This window comes from Massilia paldalensis (genome assembly GCF_044901715.1).
GTDB lineage: Bacteria > Pseudomonadota > Gammaproteobacteria > Burkholderiales > Burkholderiaceae_D > Telluria > Telluria paldalensis.
On sequence record NZ_JBJCIU010000001.1, the window covers coordinates 1,288,406 to 1,308,135 of the forward strand.

General features: G+C 70.5%; 14 protein-coding genes. 7 read left to right on the plus strand and 7 right to left on the minus strand.

The window, feature by feature from the left end; genetic code table 11:
• Positions 1-62: 62 nt before the first annotated feature.
• The gene (locus ACI1V7_RS05730; protein WP_404530779.1) at positions 63-1,184 is read right to left on the minus strand and encodes an alkene reductase; all 1,122 of its coding nucleotides are present in this window, start codon (positions 1,182-1,184) and stop codon (positions 63-65) included.
• Between the two features lie 241 nt (positions 1,185-1,425).
• Positions 1,426-2,604, minus strand: a complete 1,179-nt coding sequence (locus ACI1V7_RS05735) for an FAD binding domain-containing protein (RefSeq protein ID WP_404530780.1) — start codon at positions 2,602-2,604, stop codon at positions 1,426-1,428.
• A 209-nt stretch (positions 2,605-2,813) separates the two neighbouring features.
• On the opposite strand from ACI1V7_RS05735, the gene ACI1V7_RS05740 reads away from it, so the two are divergent.
• From ACI1V7_RS05740 to ACI1V7_RS05755, 4 genes are all read left to right on the plus strand, one after another.
• The gene (locus tag ACI1V7_RS05740; protein WP_404530781.1) at positions 2,814-3,830 is read left to right on the plus strand and encodes a YeiH family protein; all 1,017 of its coding nucleotides are present in this window, start codon (positions 2,814-2,816) and stop codon (positions 3,828-3,830) included.
• Positions 3,831-3,902: 72 nt separating this feature from the next.
• Entirely contained in the window at positions 3,903-4,397 is a 495-nt protein-coding gene (locus ACI1V7_RS05745) for a DUF302 domain-containing protein (protein WP_404530782.1), read from the plus strand.
• Between the two features lie 37 nt (positions 4,398-4,434).
• Positions 4,435-5,700, plus strand: coding sequence for a sulfite dehydrogenase (gene soxC / locus ACI1V7_RS05750; protein WP_404530783.1), 1,266 nt, complete (start codon positions 4,435-4,437; stop codon positions 5,698-5,700).
• On the plus strand, positions 5,687-6,247 hold the full coding sequence (locus tag ACI1V7_RS05755) for a c-type cytochrome (RefSeq protein ID WP_404530784.1): 561 nt from the start codon (positions 5,687-5,689) through the stop codon (positions 6,245-6,247). Before soxC ends, ACI1V7_RS05755 begins: the two co-directional genes overlap by 14 nt.
• 57 nt (positions 6,248-6,304) lie before the next feature.
• Here ACI1V7_RS05755 and ACI1V7_RS05760 read toward each other — a convergent pair whose 3' ends face one another.
• A complete protein-coding gene (locus ACI1V7_RS05760; protein ID WP_404530785.1) occupies positions 6,305-7,708 on the minus strand; it encodes an FAD-containing oxidoreductase in 1,404 nt (467 codons plus the stop codon).
• A 365-nt stretch (positions 7,709-8,073) separates the two neighbouring features.
• Here ACI1V7_RS05760 and ACI1V7_RS05765 point away from each other — a divergent pair, with 365 nt between their 5' ends.
• Complete coding sequence (locus ACI1V7_RS05765; RefSeq protein WP_404530786.1) at positions 8,074-10,647, plus strand: alpha/beta hydrolase family protein; 2,574 nt, start codon at positions 8,074-8,076, stop codon at positions 10,645-10,647.
• A gap of 281 nt (positions 10,648-10,928) precedes the next feature.
• Positions 10,929-12,638, plus strand: a complete 1,710-nt coding sequence (locus ACI1V7_RS05770) for a carboxylesterase/lipase family protein (RefSeq protein ID WP_404530787.1) — start codon at positions 10,929-10,931, stop codon at positions 12,636-12,638.
• Between the two features lie 13 nt (positions 12,639-12,651).
• Here ACI1V7_RS05770 and ACI1V7_RS05775 read toward each other — a convergent pair whose 3' ends face one another.
• Both ACI1V7_RS05775 and ACI1V7_RS05780 read right to left on the minus strand, forming a co-directional pair.
• Entirely contained in the window at positions 12,652-13,290 is a 639-nt protein-coding gene (locus ACI1V7_RS05775) for a response regulator (protein ID WP_404530788.1), read from the minus strand.
• Entirely contained in the window at positions 13,287-14,597 is a 1,311-nt protein-coding gene (locus ACI1V7_RS05780; RefSeq protein WP_404530789.1) for a sensor histidine kinase, read from the minus strand. The genes ACI1V7_RS05775 and ACI1V7_RS05780 overlap by 4 nt, the downstream gene beginning before the upstream one ends.
• A 177-nt stretch (positions 14,598-14,774) precedes the next feature.
• Here ACI1V7_RS05780 and ACI1V7_RS05785 point away from each other — a divergent pair, with 177 nt between their 5' ends.
• Positions 14,775-17,270, plus strand: coding sequence for a TonB-dependent receptor (locus tag ACI1V7_RS05785; RefSeq protein ID WP_404530790.1), 2,496 nt, complete (start codon positions 14,775-14,777; stop codon positions 17,268-17,270).
• Between the two features lie 4 nt (positions 17,271-17,274).
• Here the strand turns inward: ACI1V7_RS05785 and eutC are convergent, their stop codons facing one another.
• Entirely contained in the window at positions 17,275-18,111 is an 837-nt protein-coding gene (eutC, locus tag ACI1V7_RS05790; RefSeq protein WP_404530791.1) for an ethanolamine ammonia-lyase subunit EutC, read from the minus strand.
• A gap of 9 nt (positions 18,112-18,120) precedes the next feature.
• On the minus strand, positions 18,121-19,503 hold the full coding sequence (locus ACI1V7_RS05795; protein WP_404530792.1) for an ethanolamine ammonia-lyase subunit EutB: 1,383 nt from the start codon (positions 19,501-19,503) through the stop codon (positions 18,121-18,123).
• Positions 19,504-19,730 lie beyond the last annotated feature (227 nt).

A 19,730-nucleotide genomic window follows, 5' to 3' on the forward strand; every position in this document is an offset into this window, starting at 1 on the left:
GGTCGTTCCTCGTGATCGGATAAGCGATTGTGGCGAGCGGCGCCGCCCAGCGTCTAGCTATCTCAAAGGATACGATCCGGCGTGCCAGCGCCGGCCAGGGTCGGGTAGTCCAGGTAACCGGCCGCGCCGCCGCCGTAGAAGGTGAAGGGATCGGGCTCGTTGTACGGGCCGCCCTGGCGGATGCGCGCGACGAGGTCGGGGTTGGCGATGAAGCGCCGGCCGAACGACACCATGTCCGCGCGGCCGCTGGCCACCAGCGCGGCGCCGCTGTCCGGATCGAGGCCGCCGTTGGCGATGATCTTGCCGCCGAACCGCGGACGCAGGATGTCGAGGATGCGGTCCATGTCCGGCGCGCCACCCCAGGCATTCGTGTCGGCCGCGTGGATATAGGCGACGCCGGCATCGTCCAGCAGCTGCGCCACGTAGGCGTAGGTGGTGGCGGTGTCCGGGTCCGGCGCATTGTTGTAGGCGGCGAACGGCGACAGGCGCACGCCCACGCGGCCGGCCGGCATTTCCTCGAGCACGGCGCGCAGCACCAGTTCCAGGAAGCGCGCCCGGTTGACGAGGTTGCCCCCGAATTCGTCGTCCCGGCGGTTCGTATGGGGCGACAGGAACTGCTGTGGCAGGTAGCCGTTGGCGGCGTGGATCTCGACGCCGTCGATGCCGGCTTGCGCAGCACGGCGCGCGGCGCCGCGGTAGGCGGCGACCGCCTCGTGGATGTCGGCCGTCGTCATGGCCCGCGCCGGCGAGGCGGCGATGCGCGTGTACCAGCCATTGGCCAGCGCGCCATAGGCCTGCAGCAGGTGCAGGTCGTCGTTCACGGCGGACGGCGCCAGCGGCGCGCGGCCGTCCAGCAGCGCGTAGGAACTCACGCGGCCGCTGTGCCACAGCTGTGCGAACAGGGTGCCGCCGGCGCCGTGCACGGCTTCCATCACGCGGCGCCACCCTAGCGCCTGGGCGTCGTCGTACAGGCCCGGTGCCAGTTCGAACGCGGCCGAGTCGATCGACACGTCGGTCGCTTCGCTGACGATCAGTCCCGCGCCGGCGCGCTGCGCGTAGTAGGCCGCGTTGTCGGCGTTCGGGATGCCTGCGCCGCCGGCGCGCGCGCGGGTGACGGGCGCCATGGCGATGCGGTTGGGGAGAACCAGGTCGCCGAGGCGGATGGGGTCGAACAGGCTTGTCATGGTGACGCTCCGTGTGAAAAGATGGGTTACTGTAGCGTTGGGCGCGGCCGGCGATAATCCGTCCGGCGCCGACAACAGCGTTGCGCTGGAAGCAAAGATACGAACAGAGAAAACGGGAACACATCGTGGACCGATTTGCGGAACTGAAGACTTTTTGCACCGTCGTTGCCTGCGCCGCCTCATCGAACACCGCCGCCTGCCATGCGCCAGCCCGGCCGAGCACCTGGACCACGCGGCGCAATCAAGCGGGTGAACGCCGGATGCCCATGATGCGGTCGCCCATGTCGCGGCCCCAGTCGGTCATGGCGCGGCCGGCGCGCAGCTGGTCCGCTTCCCATTCGTGCAGGCGCTGCGCGAGCGGCATGTCGGTGCGCCGCAGCATCCGCGCGAGCGCCAGCGCGTTGGCCGCCGCCTTGGCCGTGCTGCCTGCCGTATGGGGCCGCGGCACGAAGGCGGCGTCGCCGACCAGCACGACGCGGCCGGATGCCATGCGCGGCACGGCCAGGTCCAGGATCGCCTGGACGAACGGTTCGGCCGTAAGGTGCACCAGCGCGCGGAACGGCGGCGCCAGGTGCGCGTCGGCGTCGGCGCGCAGCGCCCGGGCGTGCGCATCGGGCAGGGCGCCCGGCGGCAGCGAGAACGCGTGCGGGCGGCCGCCCGCATCGGTGAGCAGAGCAGGCAGCTGCGCCGCATCGACCTTGCGGTACCAGACCCAGTTCCAGCGGCGCCGCCCCGGCTCGGTCGCGCCATCCTCGCCCGGCACCAGGTACTCGAGCAGCATGTGGTCCTCGCCCTGCTGGAACGCGAACACGCCGTCCAGCAGGGCGCGCGAGGCGGCGTCGAGATCCGGTTCGGGCACGAGGCCGCGCCAGGCGACGTAGCCGGCATAGGCGGGCGCCAGGCCCGGCTGCAGCTGGGCGCGCACCATCGAGCGGGCACCGTCGGCGCCGACGAGCAGGTCGCCTTCCGCACTGCTTCCGTCCGCGAAATGGGCGATCACCCGCTCGCCGTCCTGTTCGTAGCGCAGCAGCGTCGCACCCTGGTGCACGCAGTCGTCCGGCAGCGCCCGCCGCATCGTCCCGTACAACATGTTCCACGACGTCTGCGTCTGCGGCTGCCAGCCGCGCTGCACGACCTCGCCCGCGCGGTCGAGGAAGATGCGGTCGCCCGACGCCACGCCCAGGCTGTTCCGCTCGTTTCCCCGCGCCAGGCCGGCGAAGCGGAAGGCGTGCAGGACGTCCGGCTGCAGCACGATGCCGCCGCCGCGGCTGTCCAGCGCGTGCGGCGAGCGTTCGAACACGTCGACGCGCCAGCCGATCGCGCGTAGCGTCGTGGCGGCCAGCAGTCCGCCGAGCGAGCCCCCGATCACGAGCGCGTGGGGCGCCGCGCCGTCCCGTTCGTTGCTGGTCGAATCGTTCATGCAGTGCTCCTCGTCGGCAGGGCCGTGCGATGGCGACGGTCCCGATAGGCGTCGACTGTAGGGACCCGTCCCGGCCCCGACCACTTTCTTTGGATCTGGTACGGCCAACTCCATGCGGGAAGGGTAAGCGCCCCTCCGCCTGGGAGGTTTGCATGCGGCACGGCGCAGGCAAAAATACACATATCGATATACACAAAACGTTGGAGACGATGGCGGACACGAAACGAGGATGGGCGAATGCCGTTGCTGCGCTGCCGGGCCTGGCGCTGTGCGCGGGCGTGACCGTGCTTGCCTGCCTGGTGGAGCGTGCAGAGACCATGCTGCTGGGACGCGCCTGGCTCGAGAGCCTGGTGCTGGCGATCCTGATCGGTACGGCGATCCGCACGCTGGTCCGCCTGGACGCGCGCTTCGATGCCGGCATCCGCGTCGGCGCCCACCTGCTGCTGGAGATCGCCGTGGTGCTGCTGGGCGCCTCGGTCAGCGCGCGCACGCTGCTGTCGGACGGGGTCGGCCTGGTCGTCGGCATCGCCGCCGTCGTCGTGCTGGCGCTCGCGTTCAGCTACGTCATCGGACGGTTCGCCGGCCTGCCGCGCAAGATGGCCATCCTGATCGCGTGCGGCAATGCAATCTGCGGCAACTCGGCCATCGCCGCGGTGGCGCCCGTCATCGATGCCGACGGCAAGGAGGTGACGGCCGCGATTGCGTTCACGGCCGTCCTCGGCGTCGTCGTCGTGCTCGGCCTGCCGCTGCTGGTCGGCGTGCTGTCGCTGACGGCCGTCGAATACGGCGTGCTCGCCGGCCTGACCGTCTACGCGGTGCCGCAGGTGCTCGCCGCGACGGCCTCGGTGTCGAGCGCCAGCGTGCATGCAGGCACCCTCGTCAAGCTCGTGCGCGTCCTGATGCTCGGCCCGGTGGTGCTGGTGCTGTCGCTGTTCGGCAAGGGTGGGGGCGGCCGTCCCCGCCTGTCGCATCTCGTGCCGTGGTTCATCGTCGGTTTCGTCGTCCTGCTGGTCCTGCGTTCCCTTGGCTGGATCCCGCAGGCGGCGCTGGGCCCGGCGCATGACGTGGCCAACGTGCTGACCATCATGGCGATGGCGGCGCTCGGCCTGGGCGTCGACGTGCGCGCCGTGCTGCGGGCGGGCGGTCGGGTGGCGGCAGTGGTCGTCGTATCGCTGCTGGGGCTCGCGGCGGCCAGCTATGCGCTGATCCGTCTGCTCGGCCTGTAGTCGCCAGCGCCGGCGCCGGCGCAGTGCCGGCCCGGATGCCCGTTCGAACTGTTTTTTTGCAAGAGGTGATCGATGAACATGATGTCCTTGTCCGCGCGCTGCACGACGGTGCTGCGGGCTTCCTTCCTCGCTGCTTTCGTCATCGCGGGCGCCCCCACGGCCGCCGCGCAGGAGATCCATACCATGAAACTCGCCAGTCCCTATTCCTTCGCCGACACCCTGGCACGCCTGCGCACGACGCTGGCCGGCAAGGGCATGACCATCTTCGGCACGATCGACCACCAGGCCGGGGCGAGAGACGCCGGCTTGTCGATGCGTCCCGCCACGGTCGTCGTCTACGGCAATCCGAAAGGGGGCACGCCGCTGATGCAGGCGGCGCCCGACTTCGCGCTGGAGCTGCCGCTGAAGGTGCTCGTGCGCGAGGACGAACAAGGCAAGACCTGGCTCGTGTACGAGCCGGTCGCCAGCCTGGAAGGCCGCCACGGCCTGCCGGCCGGCATGACGGAGCGCCTGGCGCCCGCCGAAAAGCTGCTCGCCGCGGCGGTGCAGCCGGCGCCGGCTCCGTGACGCAACCCTTCCTATTTTTACCCTGTGGAGACAATCGATGACCATCAGTGACAAGGAAAAGCAGGCGCTCCTGGGCGCCAGCGCCGTGCTCACGCGGCGCAAGTTCCTGGGCGCCGCCGGCGCCGGCATCATCGCGGCACCCGCGCTGGCCGACACGCTGGCCGACGTGCCGCAGCGCGCGCCCGGGCCCCCGGTCGGGCCCGTGAGCGAACGTTCGCAATACGTGCACCTGGACCGGGTGCTGGAGGCCGCGCCCGGCAAGCTGAAGGTGGACCTGGGCCTGGCGATCAATTCCAAGACGCCGCTCGACAAGCTGTCCGGCACCATCACGCCCTCGGACATGCACTACGAGCGCAGCCATTCGGGCTCGCCTGACCTGGACCCGGCAAAGCACCGCCTGCTGATCCACGGCATGACGAAGAAGGAGCTCGTGCTGTCCGTGGACGAACTGCGGGCCATGCCGTCCGTCTCGCGCATCCATTTCATGGAATGCTCGGGCAACGGCTGGGAAAACTGGAAGAAGGCGGATCCCGGCCTGACCGTGCAGGACACCCATGGCCTGGTGAGCATGCACGAGTGGACGGGCGTGCGACTGGCCTACCTGATGGACCTGGTGGGCGCCGATCCGAAGTCCACCTGGATGCTGGCCGAGGGCGGCGATGCGGCGGGCGTGGCGCGCAGCATTCCCCTCACCGACGAGATCCTCGACGAAGTCTTCGTCGCCTATGCGCAGAACGGCGAACCGCTGCGCCCGGCCCACGGCTTCCCGATCCGGCTGTTCGTCCCGGGCATGGAGGGGAACCTCAGCATCAAGTGGCTGCGCCGCCTGAAGTTCGGCAACCAGCCCACCATGACGCGCTGGGAAACGGACCGCTACACGCAGTTGCTGCCAAGCGGGAAGGCACGCCAGTTCCAGCTGTACCAGGAAGTCAACTCGGTGATCACGGCGCCGTCCGGCACCATGCGCATCCGTCCCGGCTACAACCGCATCACGGGCCTGGCCTGGAGCGGCCGCGGCAAGATCGTCAAGGTCGAGGTCAGCATGGACGGCGGGGCCAGCTGGCGCGAGGCGCGCATCAACGCGCCCGTGCTGCACAAGGCCCAGGTGCGCTTCGACGCCGACTGGACCTGGGACGGCAAGCCCACCCGCATCGTCAGCCGCGCCACCGACGACAAGGGCTTCGTGCAGCCCACCCGCGAGGCGTTCGTCGCCATGATGGGCGAAAACGCACTGTTCCACTACAACGCCCAGCAGACCTGGGGCATCGATACGGAAGGAAAGGTGACCAATGTCCTCGCCTAAGCATTTGCTCGCATGCGCCGCGCTGGCGATCGGCGCCCAGGTCCACGCCGCCGCTCCTGACGCCGCCGCGCAATTCGGTCGTCCGGCGACGCCGGCCGAGGTCAAGTCGTGGAATATCGACGTGCTGCCCGACGGCACCGGCCTGCCCGAAGGCAAGGGCAGCGTCGCCCAGGGCAAGAAGCTGTTCGAGGCCAACTGCGCGGCCTGCCATGGCGTGGGCGGCGTGGGCGGCATCAACGACCGCCTGGTGGGCGGCGTGGGCAGCCTCGCCACCGACCACCCGATCAAGACCGTGGGCAGCTACTGGCCGTACGCGACCACGCTGTACGACTACATCCGCCGCGCCATGCCCTACCAGGCGCCGGGATCGCTGTCCGACAGCGACTACTATGCGCTCGCGGCCTACCTGCTGAACGCCAACGGCGTCGTGCCCGAGAACACGGTGCTGGACCGCCGCAGCCTGCCGAAGGTGAAGATGCCGAACCGCGACGGCTTCGTGCCCGAGCCGGAATTCCGTACCATCTCGAACGGCCGCATGAAGAAGTAACGTGGCGCCGCGCCGGGCGGCCGGCGCACTTCGGCCGGCTTGCTCCGGCGGGTGCAATCAGCCGGCACGCGCCGGCGGCGCGACCGCGTCGCCCAGTTCGCCGGCGATCGTGGGAATCAGTTCCGACACGGTCGGGTGGATCGCCACCACGTGGGTCAGCTGGCGGGCCGTCATCTTCGCCGCCATCGCGGCCAGCACCATGTGCACGGCCTCGTCGCCGCCCGGTCCGAGGATGGCGGCGCCGAGGATCTCGTCGGTCCGGGCGTCCGCCACGATGCGCATGGAGCCCTGGCGCTCGCCCTTCTCGACGGCGCGGCCCACGCGCGTCATCGGGCGCTTGCCCACGCGGACCGTGCGCCCCTGCGCCAGCGCCTGTTCCTCCGTCATGCCGACGCGGCCGAGCGGCGGGTCGATGTACAGGCCGTACACGGGAATGCGGTCGTTCACCGAGCGCGGCTCGCCGTCGAGCAGGTTGGCGGCGACGATCTCGTAGTCATTGTAGGCCGTGTGCGTGAATGCGCCGCGGCCGTTGCAGTCGCCCAGCGCCCAGATGCCGGGCACGTTCGTCGCCAGGCGCTCGTCCACCTCGATGTGGCCGTGCGGGCCCGTGCGCACGCCGGCCTTGTCCAGGCCCAGGTCGTCCGTGTTGGGCACGCGGCCCGCCGCCACCAGCACGTGGCTGCCGATCGTCTCTTCCTTGCCGCCGTGCGTGATTACGGCCACGCCCTCCGGATGCGGACGCACCCGGATGCATTCCGCGTCCAGCTTGAAGACGACGCCTTCGGCCTCGAGGATGGCACGGATCTCGTCGGAGACTTCCGCGTCTTCGCGCGGCATCAGGCGCGCGCCGCGCTCGACCACGGTCACCTGCGCGCCGAAGCGGCGGAACATCTGCGCGAACTCCAGCCCGATGTAGCTGCCGCCGATGACGACCAGGTGGCGCGGCAGCTCGCGCAGCGCCACCATGTCGCTGCTGCTCAGCCAGGGCACCTCGTCGAGTCCCTCGATGTTCGCCGCGGAGGCGCGCCCGCCCACGTTGATGAAGACCTTGTCGGCCTCGATCAGCCTGTCGTCCGCCCGCACGGTGCGCGCGCTCTCGAAGCGCGCATGGCCGCGGATCAGCGTCACGCCGGGGAGGCCGCCGAGCCAGCGTTCCAGTCCCGTACGGCTCTTCGCGACGATGGCGCTGGTGCGCTCGTGCACGGCCGCCATGTCGACGGTGGGCGTGCCCGGGATGGCCACGCCATACTCCGCCGCGCGGGCCGCCAGGCGGGCGACGCTGGCGCTGGCCACCATGGACTTGGTCGGCGTGCAGCCGACGTTGACGCAGGTGCCGCCGACCGCGCGGCGTTCGATGACGGCCACGGTCATGCCGGCGCCCGCAAGACGGTTGGCGAGGGCGGAGGCCGCCTGGCCCACACCGATGATGATGGCGTCGAATCGTTCCCTTGCGTCGGACATGCTGTTCTCCTTGTAGGCGCCGGCGCGGATTGCCCGGCCGCTCGGCCCCATTGTAGGGCGGGAACGGACGCTTGGCACCGCCCGGAAGGCGGGCCGGCCAGCCTGCAGTTCGGCCGCCGCCGCCCCCAGTGCCTCGCGCCGGTTCAGTCCATTCGACACGGGATGCGTGCCGGGGTGGCCATGCGACTCTTGCGCACGATCGAGCGGACCGGCATGCGGCCATGCACCTGGTGCCGCGCTTTGCAGTTTCTTCAGCGAAATTCATCGTTGCTATCAAAACACTTTTGTGGCAATGTTAAATGTCACGTACGAGGAGAACAGCCCGTCCGTGTCGTGACGCATCGATAAAAAACGGAGAGAATTCCATGCAGGGAAAATACTTGTTGCGCGGCCTCGCGGGCGCGGCGCTTGCGGTCGGCATCGCACCCGCGGCGCTCGCCGCGCCGAAGGTACCGGCAGCGGCCACGACGAGCATCGCCGGCGCCCCGAGCGCCTACAACCAGCCGCCGAAGGAGATCCTGGACGTGATGCGCGCGCCGCCGCCGCCTTCGCCGCTGCCGAGCCCGACCCGCGACCGCCTGATGCTGGTGACGATGGACGACTACCCCTCGATCGCCAAGGTGGCCGCGCCGTTCCTGCGCCTGGCCGGCGTGCGCATCGAACCGGCCAACCACGCCCAGCACGACACCCCGGGCGGCTACGGCATCCCGCCCTGCGTGAGCGCCATCGACCTGGTGCAGGTCGCCGACGGCAAACAGACGTCCGTCAAGCTGCCGGCGAATGCCTGCCCGCGCCGTCCGGTCTGGAGCGCCGACGGCCAGCGCTTCGTGTTCGAGAACATCACCGCCGATGCGGTGGAACTGTGGGTCGGCGAGGCCGGCACGGGTGCCGTGCGCAAGCTGCCGGGCGTGCGCCTGAACCAGATGTTCGGCGACCAGATGCAGTGGATGCCGGACCAGAAGACGCTGCTGGTCAAGCTGGTGTCGGCGCACAAGGCGCCGCCCGAGGCGCCGCCGGGCTCGGACGGTCCTGGCATCCAGGAATCGCTGGGCGCGAAGGGGCAGAGCAGCACGTACGAGAACCGCGACACGCTGCGCAACCGTCACGACGAGGCCCTGTTCGACTACTACGGCACCTCGCAACTGGCGCTGGTGGACGTCGCCAGCGGCAAGATCACCCCGGTCGGCAAGCCCGGCCTGTACGAGGAGCTGGACGTGGCGCCGGACGGCCGCCATGCGGTGGTGACGGAGATCCGCCCGCCGTATTCCTACGTCACGACCTTCGACCGGTTCCCCAAGCAGGTCGACCTGTGGGACTTGAAGGCGGCCGGCAAGGGCGCCAGCAAGGGGGGCAATCCCGTCGTGCGCGAGATCGCCGCGCTGCCGCTGGCCGACCGCGTGCCGAACCGCGGCGTGCCGACGGGCCCGCGCGGCTTCACCTGGCGTCCGACCGACGCGGCGACACTCGTCTGGGCCGAGGCGCTGGACGGCGGCGACCCGAATGTCAAGACGGCCGAACGCGACAAGCTGATGATGCTGAAGGCGCCGTTCGACGGCGCGCCCGTCGAAATCACGCGCACCGAGCAGCGCTACGCGGGACTGGCCTGGAGCGAGAAGCCGGGCGTGGCGCTGTTGAACGACTATGACGTGAACCGCAAGTGGCGCCGCACCTGGCAGATCGACGTCGACCAGGCTCAGGCGTCGCGCCGCCTGATCTGGGACCTGTCGAGCGACGAGCAGTACGCCAATCCGGGCACGCCGGTACGCCGCCAGCTGGCCAACGGCTTTTCCGTGATCCGCGTCGACGGCGACGCGATCTATCTGGCCGGTGCCGGCGCATCGCCCGACGGCGACCGTCCCTTCCTCGACCGCTTCGACCTGAACACGAAGCAGGGCGAGCGCCTGTTCCGCAGCACCGCGGCATCGTACGAGCAGTTCATGGGCTTCGCCGGCAACGATACGCGGCGCCTGCTGACCTGGTACCAGTCGGCCACGGAAACCCCGAACGCCTTCGTGCGTACGGTGGGTGCCCGGACCACTGCGCCGGCCGGCGAGCCGGCCCATGCGTCGACGAGCGCCGCGCTGACCCACCTCGTCGATCCGGTACCGCAGGTCCGCCAGATCAAGAAGCGCCTGGTGAAATACAAGCGCGCCGACGGCATCGACCTGTCGTTCACGCTGTACACGCCGCCGGGCTACCAGGAAGGTACGCGCGTGCCGACCATCCTGAACGCCTACCCGCTCGATTATGCGGACGCATCGAAGGCGGGCCAGACCACCGGCTCGCAGGCGACGTTCACGCGCCTGCGCCAGTACCGCCTGCTGCTGCTGTCCGGCTACGCCATCATCGACAGCGCCGCGTTCCCCATCGTCGGCGACCCGCGCAAGGCCTACGACACCTACACCGAGCAGCTGGTGGCGAACGCCAGGGCGGCCGTCGACGAGGCCGTGCGCCTGGGCGTCACCGACCCGAACCGCGTGGGCGTCACGGGACACAGCCACGGCGCGCTGATGACGGCGAACCTGCTGGCGCACTCGGACCTGTTCCGCGCCGGCGCGGCCACGAGCGGATCGTACAACAAGTCGCTGACGCCGTTCGGCTTCCAGAACGAGCGCCGCTCCGTCTGGGAAGCGCCGGACGTCTATACCAAGGCCTCGACCTTCTTCTATGCCGACAAGCTCAAGACGCCGCTGCTGATCGTGCACGGCGCCGACGATGCCAATCCCGGCACGACCCCGCTGCAATCGACCAAGCTGTACGAGGCGATCCGCGGCAACGGCGGCACCACGCGCCTGGTGATGCTGCCGCACGAGCCGCACTGGTACGCGGCGCGCGAGTCGAACGAGCAGCTGGTCTACGAGATGCTGCGCTGGTTCGACAAGTACGTGAAGAACGCGGCGCCGGCAACGCCTGCCGCCACCGCGACGGCGGCGCCCTGAGCATCCGGCACGGCACATGAAAAGCTCGCTTCGGCGAGCTTTTTTTTATGCGCGGCGCGTCGCGGACGCTCGTCATGGCCGACACAGCTTGTCAGGTCCTTAGCACGGGGTGGTGGTATTTGGTGAGCAATTGCGCTTCGTAAATATGCTACGGTAGCCCGGCACTGCAACCTTCCGCCAGCATCCGATTGCCCAACGCAAGGAGCCGACCAGTGAAGACCCGTTCGATGAAGTGCCTTTCGATGACGTGCCTCCCGATGAAGTACGGCTTGATGAGGTGCTTGTCCTTCCTGCCGCTCGCATGTGCCGCCATGCTCGCCGCCTGCCACGGCGACGACCACGTGGCCGGTCCCGCGCCCGACACTGTCCCCACCGTTGCCCCCGCCGTTGCCCACATTGCGGCCGGCGACGTCGTGGCCGTCGACCGGGCCGGGATGCGCAGCTATTTCGCCATCCCGTTCGCCGCGCCGCCCGTGGGCGAGCTGCGCTGGGCCGCACCGGCGCCGCCGCAAGCATGGAAAGTCCCGCTGGCGAAGACCGGCTCCGCCGCGCCCTGCCTGCAGACCAGCGAAAGCCCGTTCCGGCTCCCCGGCGACAGCGAGGATTGCCTCTACCTCGACGTCCACGCGCCCCTCGGACAGGGCCCGTTCCCCGTGATGGTCAACATCCACGGCGGCGCATTCAATACGGGTGGCCCGGTCGCCTACATGGACCCGTCGCCGCTCGTGACGAAGGGCGTGATCGTCGTGAACGTCGCCTACCGCCTGGGCGCCATGGGCTTCCTCGCGCATCCGGCGCTGGCGGCCGGCGGCAGCGCAGGCAACTACGGCATCATGGACCAGCAGGCCGCATTGACCTGGGTGCGCGACAACATCGCGCACTTTGCCGGGGACCGCAACAACGTGACGCTGTTCGGCGAATCGGCCGGCGGCTTCAGCGTGATGGCCCATCTTGCCGCTCCCGGTTCCAGAGGGCTGTTCCACAAGGCGATCGTCCAGAGCGGGAACTACGGCAACGACCGCCAGCTGACGGCGGCGCAGATGGGCAGCGCGAGCGCGGCGATCGTCGACGATGCGCTCCGCGCCGCCCAGGCGGCGGGCGTCCAGGGCATCGTCTGCGCGCCCGGCGCCGTGACGGCGGCCTGCCTGCGCAGCCTGCCGGAACCGGTGGTGCGCACCTACCTGGCGCAGGCGATCTACGCGGCCTTGCCGGTCATGGTGCCGTCGGTCGACGGCCGCGTGCTGCCCAGGTCCGTGAAGGCCACGTTCGCGGCGGGCGAGAATCTGAAGGTCCCGCTCATCAACGGCAGCAACCGCGACGAGTACACGCTGTATATCGCCATCGCCGAGGCCGCGCGCAGGGCCGCCGCCGCGCCGCCGGACCTCGACCCGGCCGATACGCGCTTCGCCTTGCCGGCCGCGGCCTATGCGCCGACGGTCGCTGGCCTCACGGCGGGGGCGGGCGTTCCCGCCGCCGACCTCGTCGGGCGCTGGTATCCGCTGGCCGCCTATGGCAGCGATGCCGCGCTGCAGCCCAGCCTTGCCGTCAGCGCGCTGGGCACCGACCTCGGTTTCGCCTGCCCGGCGCTGCGGGTCACGCAGCGCGTGGCGAGCCAGAAGTCGCCAGCCTGGATGTACGAATTCCGCGACCGGACGGCGACGCCGCTGGTGGGCATCGCCCAAGGCAAGTACTATCTCAGCTTCCCCCAGGGCGCCGGCCATTCCTACGACTTCCAGTACCTGTACAACATGGGGCCGCTCGCCAACGACGAGCAGCGCCAGCTGCAGGCGGCGATGACCCGCTACTGGACCAATTTCGCCCGCAGCGGCGACCCCAACCGGGGCGCCGACGTGCCGGCCGCCTGGCCCCCGTTCACGGGCCCGGACCGGGTGTTGGGCCTGGACGTCGCCTCGGGCGGCGGGATCAAACCGCTGGCGACATTCGAGGCGGATCACAAGTGCGCCGAACCCTGGGGCGCGGTGACGTTCTGAATGCCGGCCGGCGTCAGGCCGGCGCCGCCGCGCCGAAGTCCACCAGCCCCGAGCGCGCCGCCAGGTGCATCAGCTTGAAGTCGTTGTCGGCGCCCAGCTTCTGGCGGATGGTGGTGAGGTAGTTCAGGACCGTCTTCGGGCTCAGGTGCAGTGCAATGGCGATGTCCTGCACGGATTCGCCTTGCACGAGGAGCCGCAGCAGCTCGAATTCGCGCGGCTTCAAATCGTGCAGCGGCCCGTCGCCACCGTCGGGCGAGACGTCCTGCATGTCGCGCGACAGCACCCGCCGTCCCCGCATCACGGCGCGGATGCCGTCGACGACTTCCTCCGGCTCGCTGCACTTGGTCAGATAGCCGTGCGCGCCGGCCTTCAGCGCTTGCGCAAGGTGGCCGGCGCCGTCGTGCATCGACAGCACCAGGATGCGCAGCGGCGGCAGGCGCGCCGCCATGCCGGCGATGGCTTCCAGGCCGCTGCTGTGCTTCAGGCTCAAGTCGACCAGGGCGACGTCGGGACGGACGCGCTGCACGAGGGCGTTCGCTTCCTGCACAGTGGCCGCTTCGCCCACCACGTCGATGTCCGCCTCCGAGGACAGGAGGCGGCGGTAGCCGCTGCGCACGATGGCGTGGTCGTCGACGAGGATGATGCGGATCATGGATGGACTCCTGCGGCGGTGGCGACGGGCGCGGCGGCGGCGGCTTGCAAGGGAAACGCGGCGCGCAGGCGCAGTCCCCCGGAGGGACCCGGAACGGCATCCAGGCGGCCGCCGACCATGGCCACCCGTTCCCGCATGCCCAGCAAGCCGCCATGCTTGCCTCCATCGCCATGGCTGCCCGCGCCGGCGGGCAGGCCGCGGCCGTCGTCGGCGACTTCCAGCAACAGCCCGGGGCCGGCCGCCGCCAGCCGGATCGCGCACTGGCGGGCGCCGCTGTGGCGCACGACGTTGGTCACGGCTTCCTGCACCACAAGGTAGACGGCCAGCGCCGTTGCATCGTCGATGTCGGGCAGCGCGTCCGGCACATCCAGGTGGAAGGCGATCTCCGTATGGCGGCCCTGCCAGCCCTGCACCAGCTCGCGCAGCGTCTGGGCCAGCCCGCTCGCATGCAGGCCGTGCGGGCGCAGCGTCCTCAGCATCGCGCGCAGGTGTTCGCTGCAGCTGCGCAGGTCGCGCCGCAGGTCGGCCGCGCACTCGGCCACCGCGGTGCCCGGCAACCGATCCGCATTGCGCGCCAGGTAGGCCGCCGTCACGTTCAGGGCCGCCAGCGACTGTCCCATGTCGTCGTGCAGCTCGCGTGCCAGGCTGCGGCGCTCGTCTTCCTGCACGGTGATCAGGCGCTGGGCCAGGCCGTGCTGGGCGGCGCGCGCCGCGGCCAGCGCACCGGCCAGGTGCTCGATGGCGCGCGCCACGCGGCCGAATTCGCGCAGGGCAAAGGCGGGCAGGGCGGGGTCCGCCTCTCCCCGTGCCAGCCGGTGCAGGCTGGCCTCCAGTTCGCGCACGGGGGCCAGCGCGCGGTCGGCGCACCACCAGGTGACGAGCAGCGTTGTTCCGAAAAAGAACAGCAGGGTGTTCCAGATCCGGACAGTGTCCTGTAGCCGCTCGCTGATCTCGGAATGGGGATTCGGTGCGATGTACAGCACCTGGCCGCCGATGCGGATCGCTTGCTCGGGCCGCGCGGCCGGCCCCAGCCCGAGCCGGGCCAGCAGCGGATGGGGCGCATCGGCGGGCGCCGGCTGCGCCGCCGTGCGGATGCTCAGGTGACGCAGCTTCGCCCGGGCCAGGAGCTCGTCCATGCCCGCGCTGGCATTGCCGGCGGCGAGCAGCACGCTCACCAGCTCCGCCGAAGCGCCCACTTCGGCATCGATGTCGCTGCGCAGCGACACGAGCTGGATGACGGCGGTCACGGCCAGCAGGCAGCCCAGCAGCAGGCCGACGGAGCCGATCAGGCGGCGGCGCAAGTCCATGGTCTCCTCGCATCGTTGTCGTTTGCGGGCGTGGATGCAACTCCCGTGCCACACGGCGAGGCGCAGGTCGGGAATTATTCCCTAGCGGCCGCGCGGGGGCCTTGGAATAATCGGCGCAAAAGCGGGCCGGAGCGTCCGCAAGGGATGCATCCCCGACCAGCACAGGAGACGACCGCCATGGTGCACCGTTCGACCGCCCGCCCGCGCCTCGCCACGATGGTCGCCGCCGTGGCCGCCACTTGGCCGGGCGCTCCCGCATGGGCGCTGGACGATCCGGCCGGCGCGACGGCGGCGCCGCACGTCGTCGAGGTCATCGGCCTGACGCCGCTGCCCGGCGTGGGCCTGGCGCGCGAGAAGATCCCCGCCAACGTGCAGACGCTGGACGGCGCCGAAGTCTCGGGCACGGATGGCGCCAACCTGCCGGACGCGCTGAACCGCCGCCTGGGCAGCGTCTTCGTCAACGACATCCAGGGCAACCTCTTCCAGCCGGACGTCAGCTTCCGCGGCTTCACGGCGTCGCCGCTGCTCGGCACGCCGCAGGGCCTGTCGGTGTACCTGGACGGCGTACGCATCAACCAGCCGTTCGGCGACGTCGTCAGCTGGGACCTGATCCCGCGCGCCGTCATCGCCACCGTCCACCTGATGCCCGGCTCGAACCCCCTGTTCGGCCTGAACACGCTCGGTGGCGCCATCGCCCTCCGCACGAGGGACGGGCTGCACGATCCGGGCACGTCCATCCAGCTGCAGGCCGGCCGCTACGGCCGCAAGGACGTCGAGGTCGAACACGGCGGCGGCAATGCGCGCGGCTGGCACTGTTACGTCGCGGGAACGGGCTACCGCGAGGACGGCTGGCGCGACGCTTCGCCGTCGCGGCTCGGCCAGCTGTTCGCCAAGGTCGGCTGGCAGGACGGCCGCACGGAGATCGCGCTGAGCGCCGCCCATGCGCGCTCGAAGCTGACGGGCAACGGCCTGCAGGACGGCCGCCCGCTCGAACGCGATGTCGCCAGCATCTATACGTCGCCGGACCAGACCCGCAACCGGTCGCTGCTCCTGAACCTGGCCGGTAGCCAACAGGCGACGGACGGTGTCCAGCTGAGCGGCAACCTGTACTACCGCCGCATCCGCACGGCCACGCTGAACGGCGACATGAACGACGACGCCTTCGACCAGGCGGTCTACCAGCCCGGCGCCGCGGAACGGGCGGCGCTGGCGGCCGCCGGCTACACGGGTTTCCCGACGATCGGCGCGAACGCGGCGAACACGCCATTCCCCTCCTGGCGCTGCATTGCCAACGTGCTGCTGGAGGACGAGCCGGCCGAGAAGTGCAACGGCCTGCTCAACCGCAGCGACAGCCGCCAGCAGCAGGGCGGGGCAAGCGCGCAAGCCACCCTGTCCGGGCAGATCGGCGGACGGCCCAACCAGTTCGTGCTCGGTGCCGCCTTCGATGCGAGCCGCGTCGACTTCCGGCAATCCGCGCAATACGGCTACCTGAACCCGGACCGCAGCGTCACGCCGGTCGATTTCTTCGCGGACGGCAGCGCGTTCGACGACGACGGCGCTCCCATCGATGCCCGTGTCGACTTACGCGGCCGCACCCGCACGGCCAGCGTGTTCGCGAGCGACACGGTGAGCATCGATGCGCTGGACCTGACGCTGTCCGGCCGCTACAACCGCACGACGGTGCACAACCGCGACCGCATCCAGCCGGGCGGCGGCCCCGGCTCGCTGGACGGCGACCACCGCTTCAGCCGCTTCAATCCCGCCGTCGGCGCCACCTGGACGGTGTCGCGCGCGCTGAACCTGTACGCCGGCTATAACGAGGGCAGCCGCACGCCCACCGCGATCGAACTGGGATGCGCCGACCCGGAGAACCCCTGCAAGCTGCCCAATGCGATGGCCGGCGACCCCCCGCTGCGCCAGGTGGTCACGAAGACCTGGGAAGGGGGCATGCGCGGTACGCTCGGTGGCAATGCGCACTTGAGTGCCGGCGCGTTCCGTGCGGATAACGTCGACGACATCCTGTTCGTGGCGGACGACGCGGCCGGCTTCGGCTACTTCCGCAATGTCGGCAGGACGCGGCGCCAGGGCGTCGAACTGGGGCTCGATGGACGCGCCGGCGCGCTGTCCTTTTCCGCCCATTACACGTACCTTGATGCGACGTTCCGCAGCGCCGAACTGCTGGGCGGTGAGGCCAACAGCAGCGCCGACGAGGACGGCAACATCGCCATCCGTTCCGGCGACCGCATTCCGCTGGTGCCGCGCCACGTGTTCAAGGCGCGCGCCGACTGGCAGTTGACGCCCGCCTGGTTGGTGGAGGCGGGCGTGCTTGCCGTGTCCGGGGCGACGGCGCGCGGCAACGAGAATGGTGCGCACGAGCCCGACGGCACCTATTTCGTCGGCAGCGGGCGCACGAGCGGCCGTGCCGTGTTCGACCTCGGCACCACCTACGAGTCGGCGCCGCGCCTGCGGTTCTTCGCCCAGGTCGACAACCTGTTCGACCGGCGCTATGCGACGGCGGCCCAGTTGAACGCGACGGGCCTCACGCCGGAAGGAACTTTCATCGCGCGGCCGTTTGCGGCCGGCGGCGACAATGCCAGCGTGGTCCATGCGACCTTCTTCGCGCCCGGTGCGCCGCGCACCTTGCGTGCCGGCGTGCGCTATGCGTTCCGCTGACGGGTCACGGCAGCAGGGGCGGGGCGGCGTCTGCGACCGCGGCGCGGTCGTCCGTCCCGGTCGTCTCGTCCTTCAGCGCGACGCCGGACAGGCCGCGCCGGCGCGCTTCCGTCATCAGGTAGCGCAGCCTGGCGGCCGCCTCCTCGTAGCCGAGGCCGGCCGCATGGATGTTCGAGATGCAGTTGCGGCGTTCGTCCGTCAGGCCGCGGCGCGGCGCCCAGGTGAGGTACAGGCCCATGCTGTCGGGCGAGCTGAGGCCGGGCCGCTCGCCGATCAGGACGACGACGAGCCGCACGCCCAGCAGTTCGCCGATCTCGTCGCCGATGGCCACGCGTCCCTGGCGCACGATGACGGGCGGGGCCAGCGTCCAGGGTTCCGCCGGCCGGCCAGGCAGTGGGGTCATCAGCGCGTCCATGAGCGCGGCCAACAGCGGGGCCGCGTGGCGCGCGACGGCCGGGGCGGACAGGCCGTCGGCGACGACGATGCCCAGGTCGTGGCCGGCGCCCGAGGATGGCACGGCGGCCAGGGCGGCCAGCGCGGCGCGCGAGGCATCGTCGAGCCGGCGGCCGAGGTCGGGCCGCTGCAGGTAGACGTGGCGGTCCGCGGCCGCGCTGTGCGCCAGGACGGGCGGCGGACCCGGCCAGACCCCTTGCAGCGCCTGCTGCAGCGCTGCCGCATCGAGGGGGACGTGGACGGCGTCGCGGGCGCGGGCGTGCGCCAGCTGGAACTCGAGCTGCGTCGCCGTGCGCTGGCTGATGCCGCTGTGGCCCAGCGCGATGCGGGCGGGGGTGAAGCGGCGCAGCGCTTCCCAGGGACTCGTCGATGCGGGCGTGTCGCTCATGCGCTGTCCTCAGGCAAGCAGATTGCGGAAGGCCGGCGGCACCGTGCGCCCCAGCGTGACCCGGTCCTCGTCCGTGAAGATGCCCAGGCCGCGCAGCCAGGCGAGGAATTCGGGCGCCGGCTGCAGGCCCAGCGCGCGGCGCGCGTACAGGGCATCGTGGAACGAGGTGGTCTGGTAGTTGAGCATGACGTCGTCGGCGCCGGGCACGCCCATCACGAAGGTCACGCCGGCCGTGCCCAGCATCGTGAGCAGCACGTCCATGTCGTCCTGGTCCGCCTCCGCGTGGTTCGTGTAGCAGACGTCGCAGCCCATCGGCAGGCCCAGCAGCTTGGCGCAGAAATGGTCTTCCAGGCCGGCGCGGATGATCTGCTTGCCGTCGTACAGGTATTCCGGCCCCATGAAGCCGACGACGCTGTTGACCAGCAGCGGCTGGAAGGCCCGCGCCACGGCATAGGCGCGCGCCTCGCAGGTCTGCTGGTCGACGCCGTGGTGGGCGTTGGCCGACAGGGCGCTGCCCTGGCCCGTCTCGAAATACATGACGTTGGTTCCCACCGTGCCCCGTCCCAGCGACAGCGCGGCGGCGCGCGCCTCGCGCAGCAGCGCCAGGTCGATCCCGAAGCTGGCGTTGGCCGCCTGGGTGCCGGCGATCGACTGGAACACGAGGTCCACCGGCGCGCCCCGTTCGATGGCGGCGATGGTGTTGGTCACGTGGGTCAGCACGCAGGACTGGGTCGGGATCGCATGGCGGGCGATGATCTCGTCGAGCATGCCGACCAGCCTGACGACCTGCTGCACGTTGTCGGTGGCGGGGTTGACGCCGATGACGGCGTCGCCGCTGCCGTACATCAGGCCGTCGAACAGGCTGGCCGCGATGCCGGACGCGTCGTCGAACGGATGGTTCGGCTGCAAGCGCGTGGACAGCGTGCCGGGCAGGCCGATCGTATTGCGAAAGCGCGTCACGACGCGGCATTTGCGCGCGACCAGCACGAGGTCCTGGATGCGCATGATCTTCGAGACGGCGGCGGCCATCTCCGGCGTGATCCCCAGCGCGACGCGCTCAAGCGCCGCCGTGTCGGCCGCGTCGCCCAGCAGCCAGTCGCGCAGGGCGCCGACGGTCAGCGCGCGGATGGGGGCGAAGGCGGCGGCGTCGTGGCTGTCGACGATCAGGCGGGTGACCTCGTCCGTTTCGTACGGGATGACGGTGTCGTTCAGGAAGGCCGTCAGCGGCAGGTCGGCCAGCGCCATCTGCGCGGCCACACGTTCCTCGCTGCTCGTGGCGGCAACGCCGGCCAGGTAGTCGCCGGAACGGGCCGGCGTCGCCTTGGCCAGCAGCTCGCGCAAGCCGGAAAAGGTGTAGGTACGGCTGCCGACGAGGTGGCTGATCTGGCCCATGGCACGCTCCGTGTGGCGCGGGATGTGTTCCGCTTGTTGCCGATCATACCGCATCCCGGAGCGGGAAAGTTTTCATCCAGCGTGGGTTACTTAACAAACGCGGCGAGCGCCGTCTGCGAAGCTGGGGCAGTGGCGAACGTCCGGCCATGCCGCAGCATGCCGGCACCGCTTCGCAGGACATGTGGCGCAGGAAAGTCCGCGCCGAACACCCACTCACCGATACCGGA

Coding starts and splice junctions, on each gene's coding strand:
- ACI1V7_RS05755 (WP_404530784.1), top strand. CDS start 5,687: ATGTCCTCGCCTAAGCATTTGCTCGCATGCGCCGCGCTGGCGATCGGC.
- soxC (WP_404530783.1), top strand. CDS start 4,435: ATGACCATCAGTGACAAGGAAAAGCAGGCGCTCCTGGGCGCCAGCGCC.
- ACI1V7_RS05775 (WP_404530788.1), bottom strand. CDS start 13,290: ATGATCCGCATCATCCTCGTCGACGACCACGCCATCGTGCGCAGCGGC.
- ACI1V7_RS05795 (WP_404530792.1), bottom strand. CDS start 19,503: ATGGGCCAGATCAGCCACCTCGTCGGCAGCCGTACCTACACCTTTTCC.
- ACI1V7_RS05785 (WP_404530790.1), top strand. CDS start 14,775: ATGGTGCACCGTTCGACCGCCCGCCCGCGCCTCGCCACGATGGTCGCC.
- ACI1V7_RS05740 (WP_404530781.1), top strand. CDS start 2,814: ATGGCGGACACGAAACGAGGATGGGCGAATGCCGTTGCTGCGCTGCCG.
- ACI1V7_RS05735 (WP_404530780.1), bottom strand. CDS start 2,604: ATGAACGATTCGACCAGCAACGAACGGGACGGCGCGGCGCCCCACGCG.
- ACI1V7_RS05760 (WP_404530785.1), bottom strand. CDS start 7,708: ATGTCCGACGCAAGGGAACGATTCGACGCCATCATCATCGGTGTGGGC.
- ACI1V7_RS05780 (WP_404530789.1), bottom strand. CDS start 14,597: ATGGACTTGCGCCGCCGCCTGATCGGCTCCGTCGGCCTGCTGCTGGGC.
- ACI1V7_RS05730 (WP_404530779.1), bottom strand. CDS start 1,184: ATGACAAGCCTGTTCGACCCCATCCGCCTCGGCGACCTGGTTCTCCCC.
- ACI1V7_RS05745 (WP_404530782.1), top strand. CDS start 3,903: ATGAACATGATGTCCTTGTCCGCGCGCTGCACGACGGTGCTGCGGGCT.
- eutC (WP_404530791.1), bottom strand. CDS start 18,111: ATGAGCGACACGCCCGCATCGACGAGTCCCTGGGAAGCGCTGCGCCGC.
- ACI1V7_RS05765 (WP_404530786.1), top strand. CDS start 8,074: ATGCAGGGAAAATACTTGTTGCGCGGCCTCGCGGGCGCGGCGCTTGCG.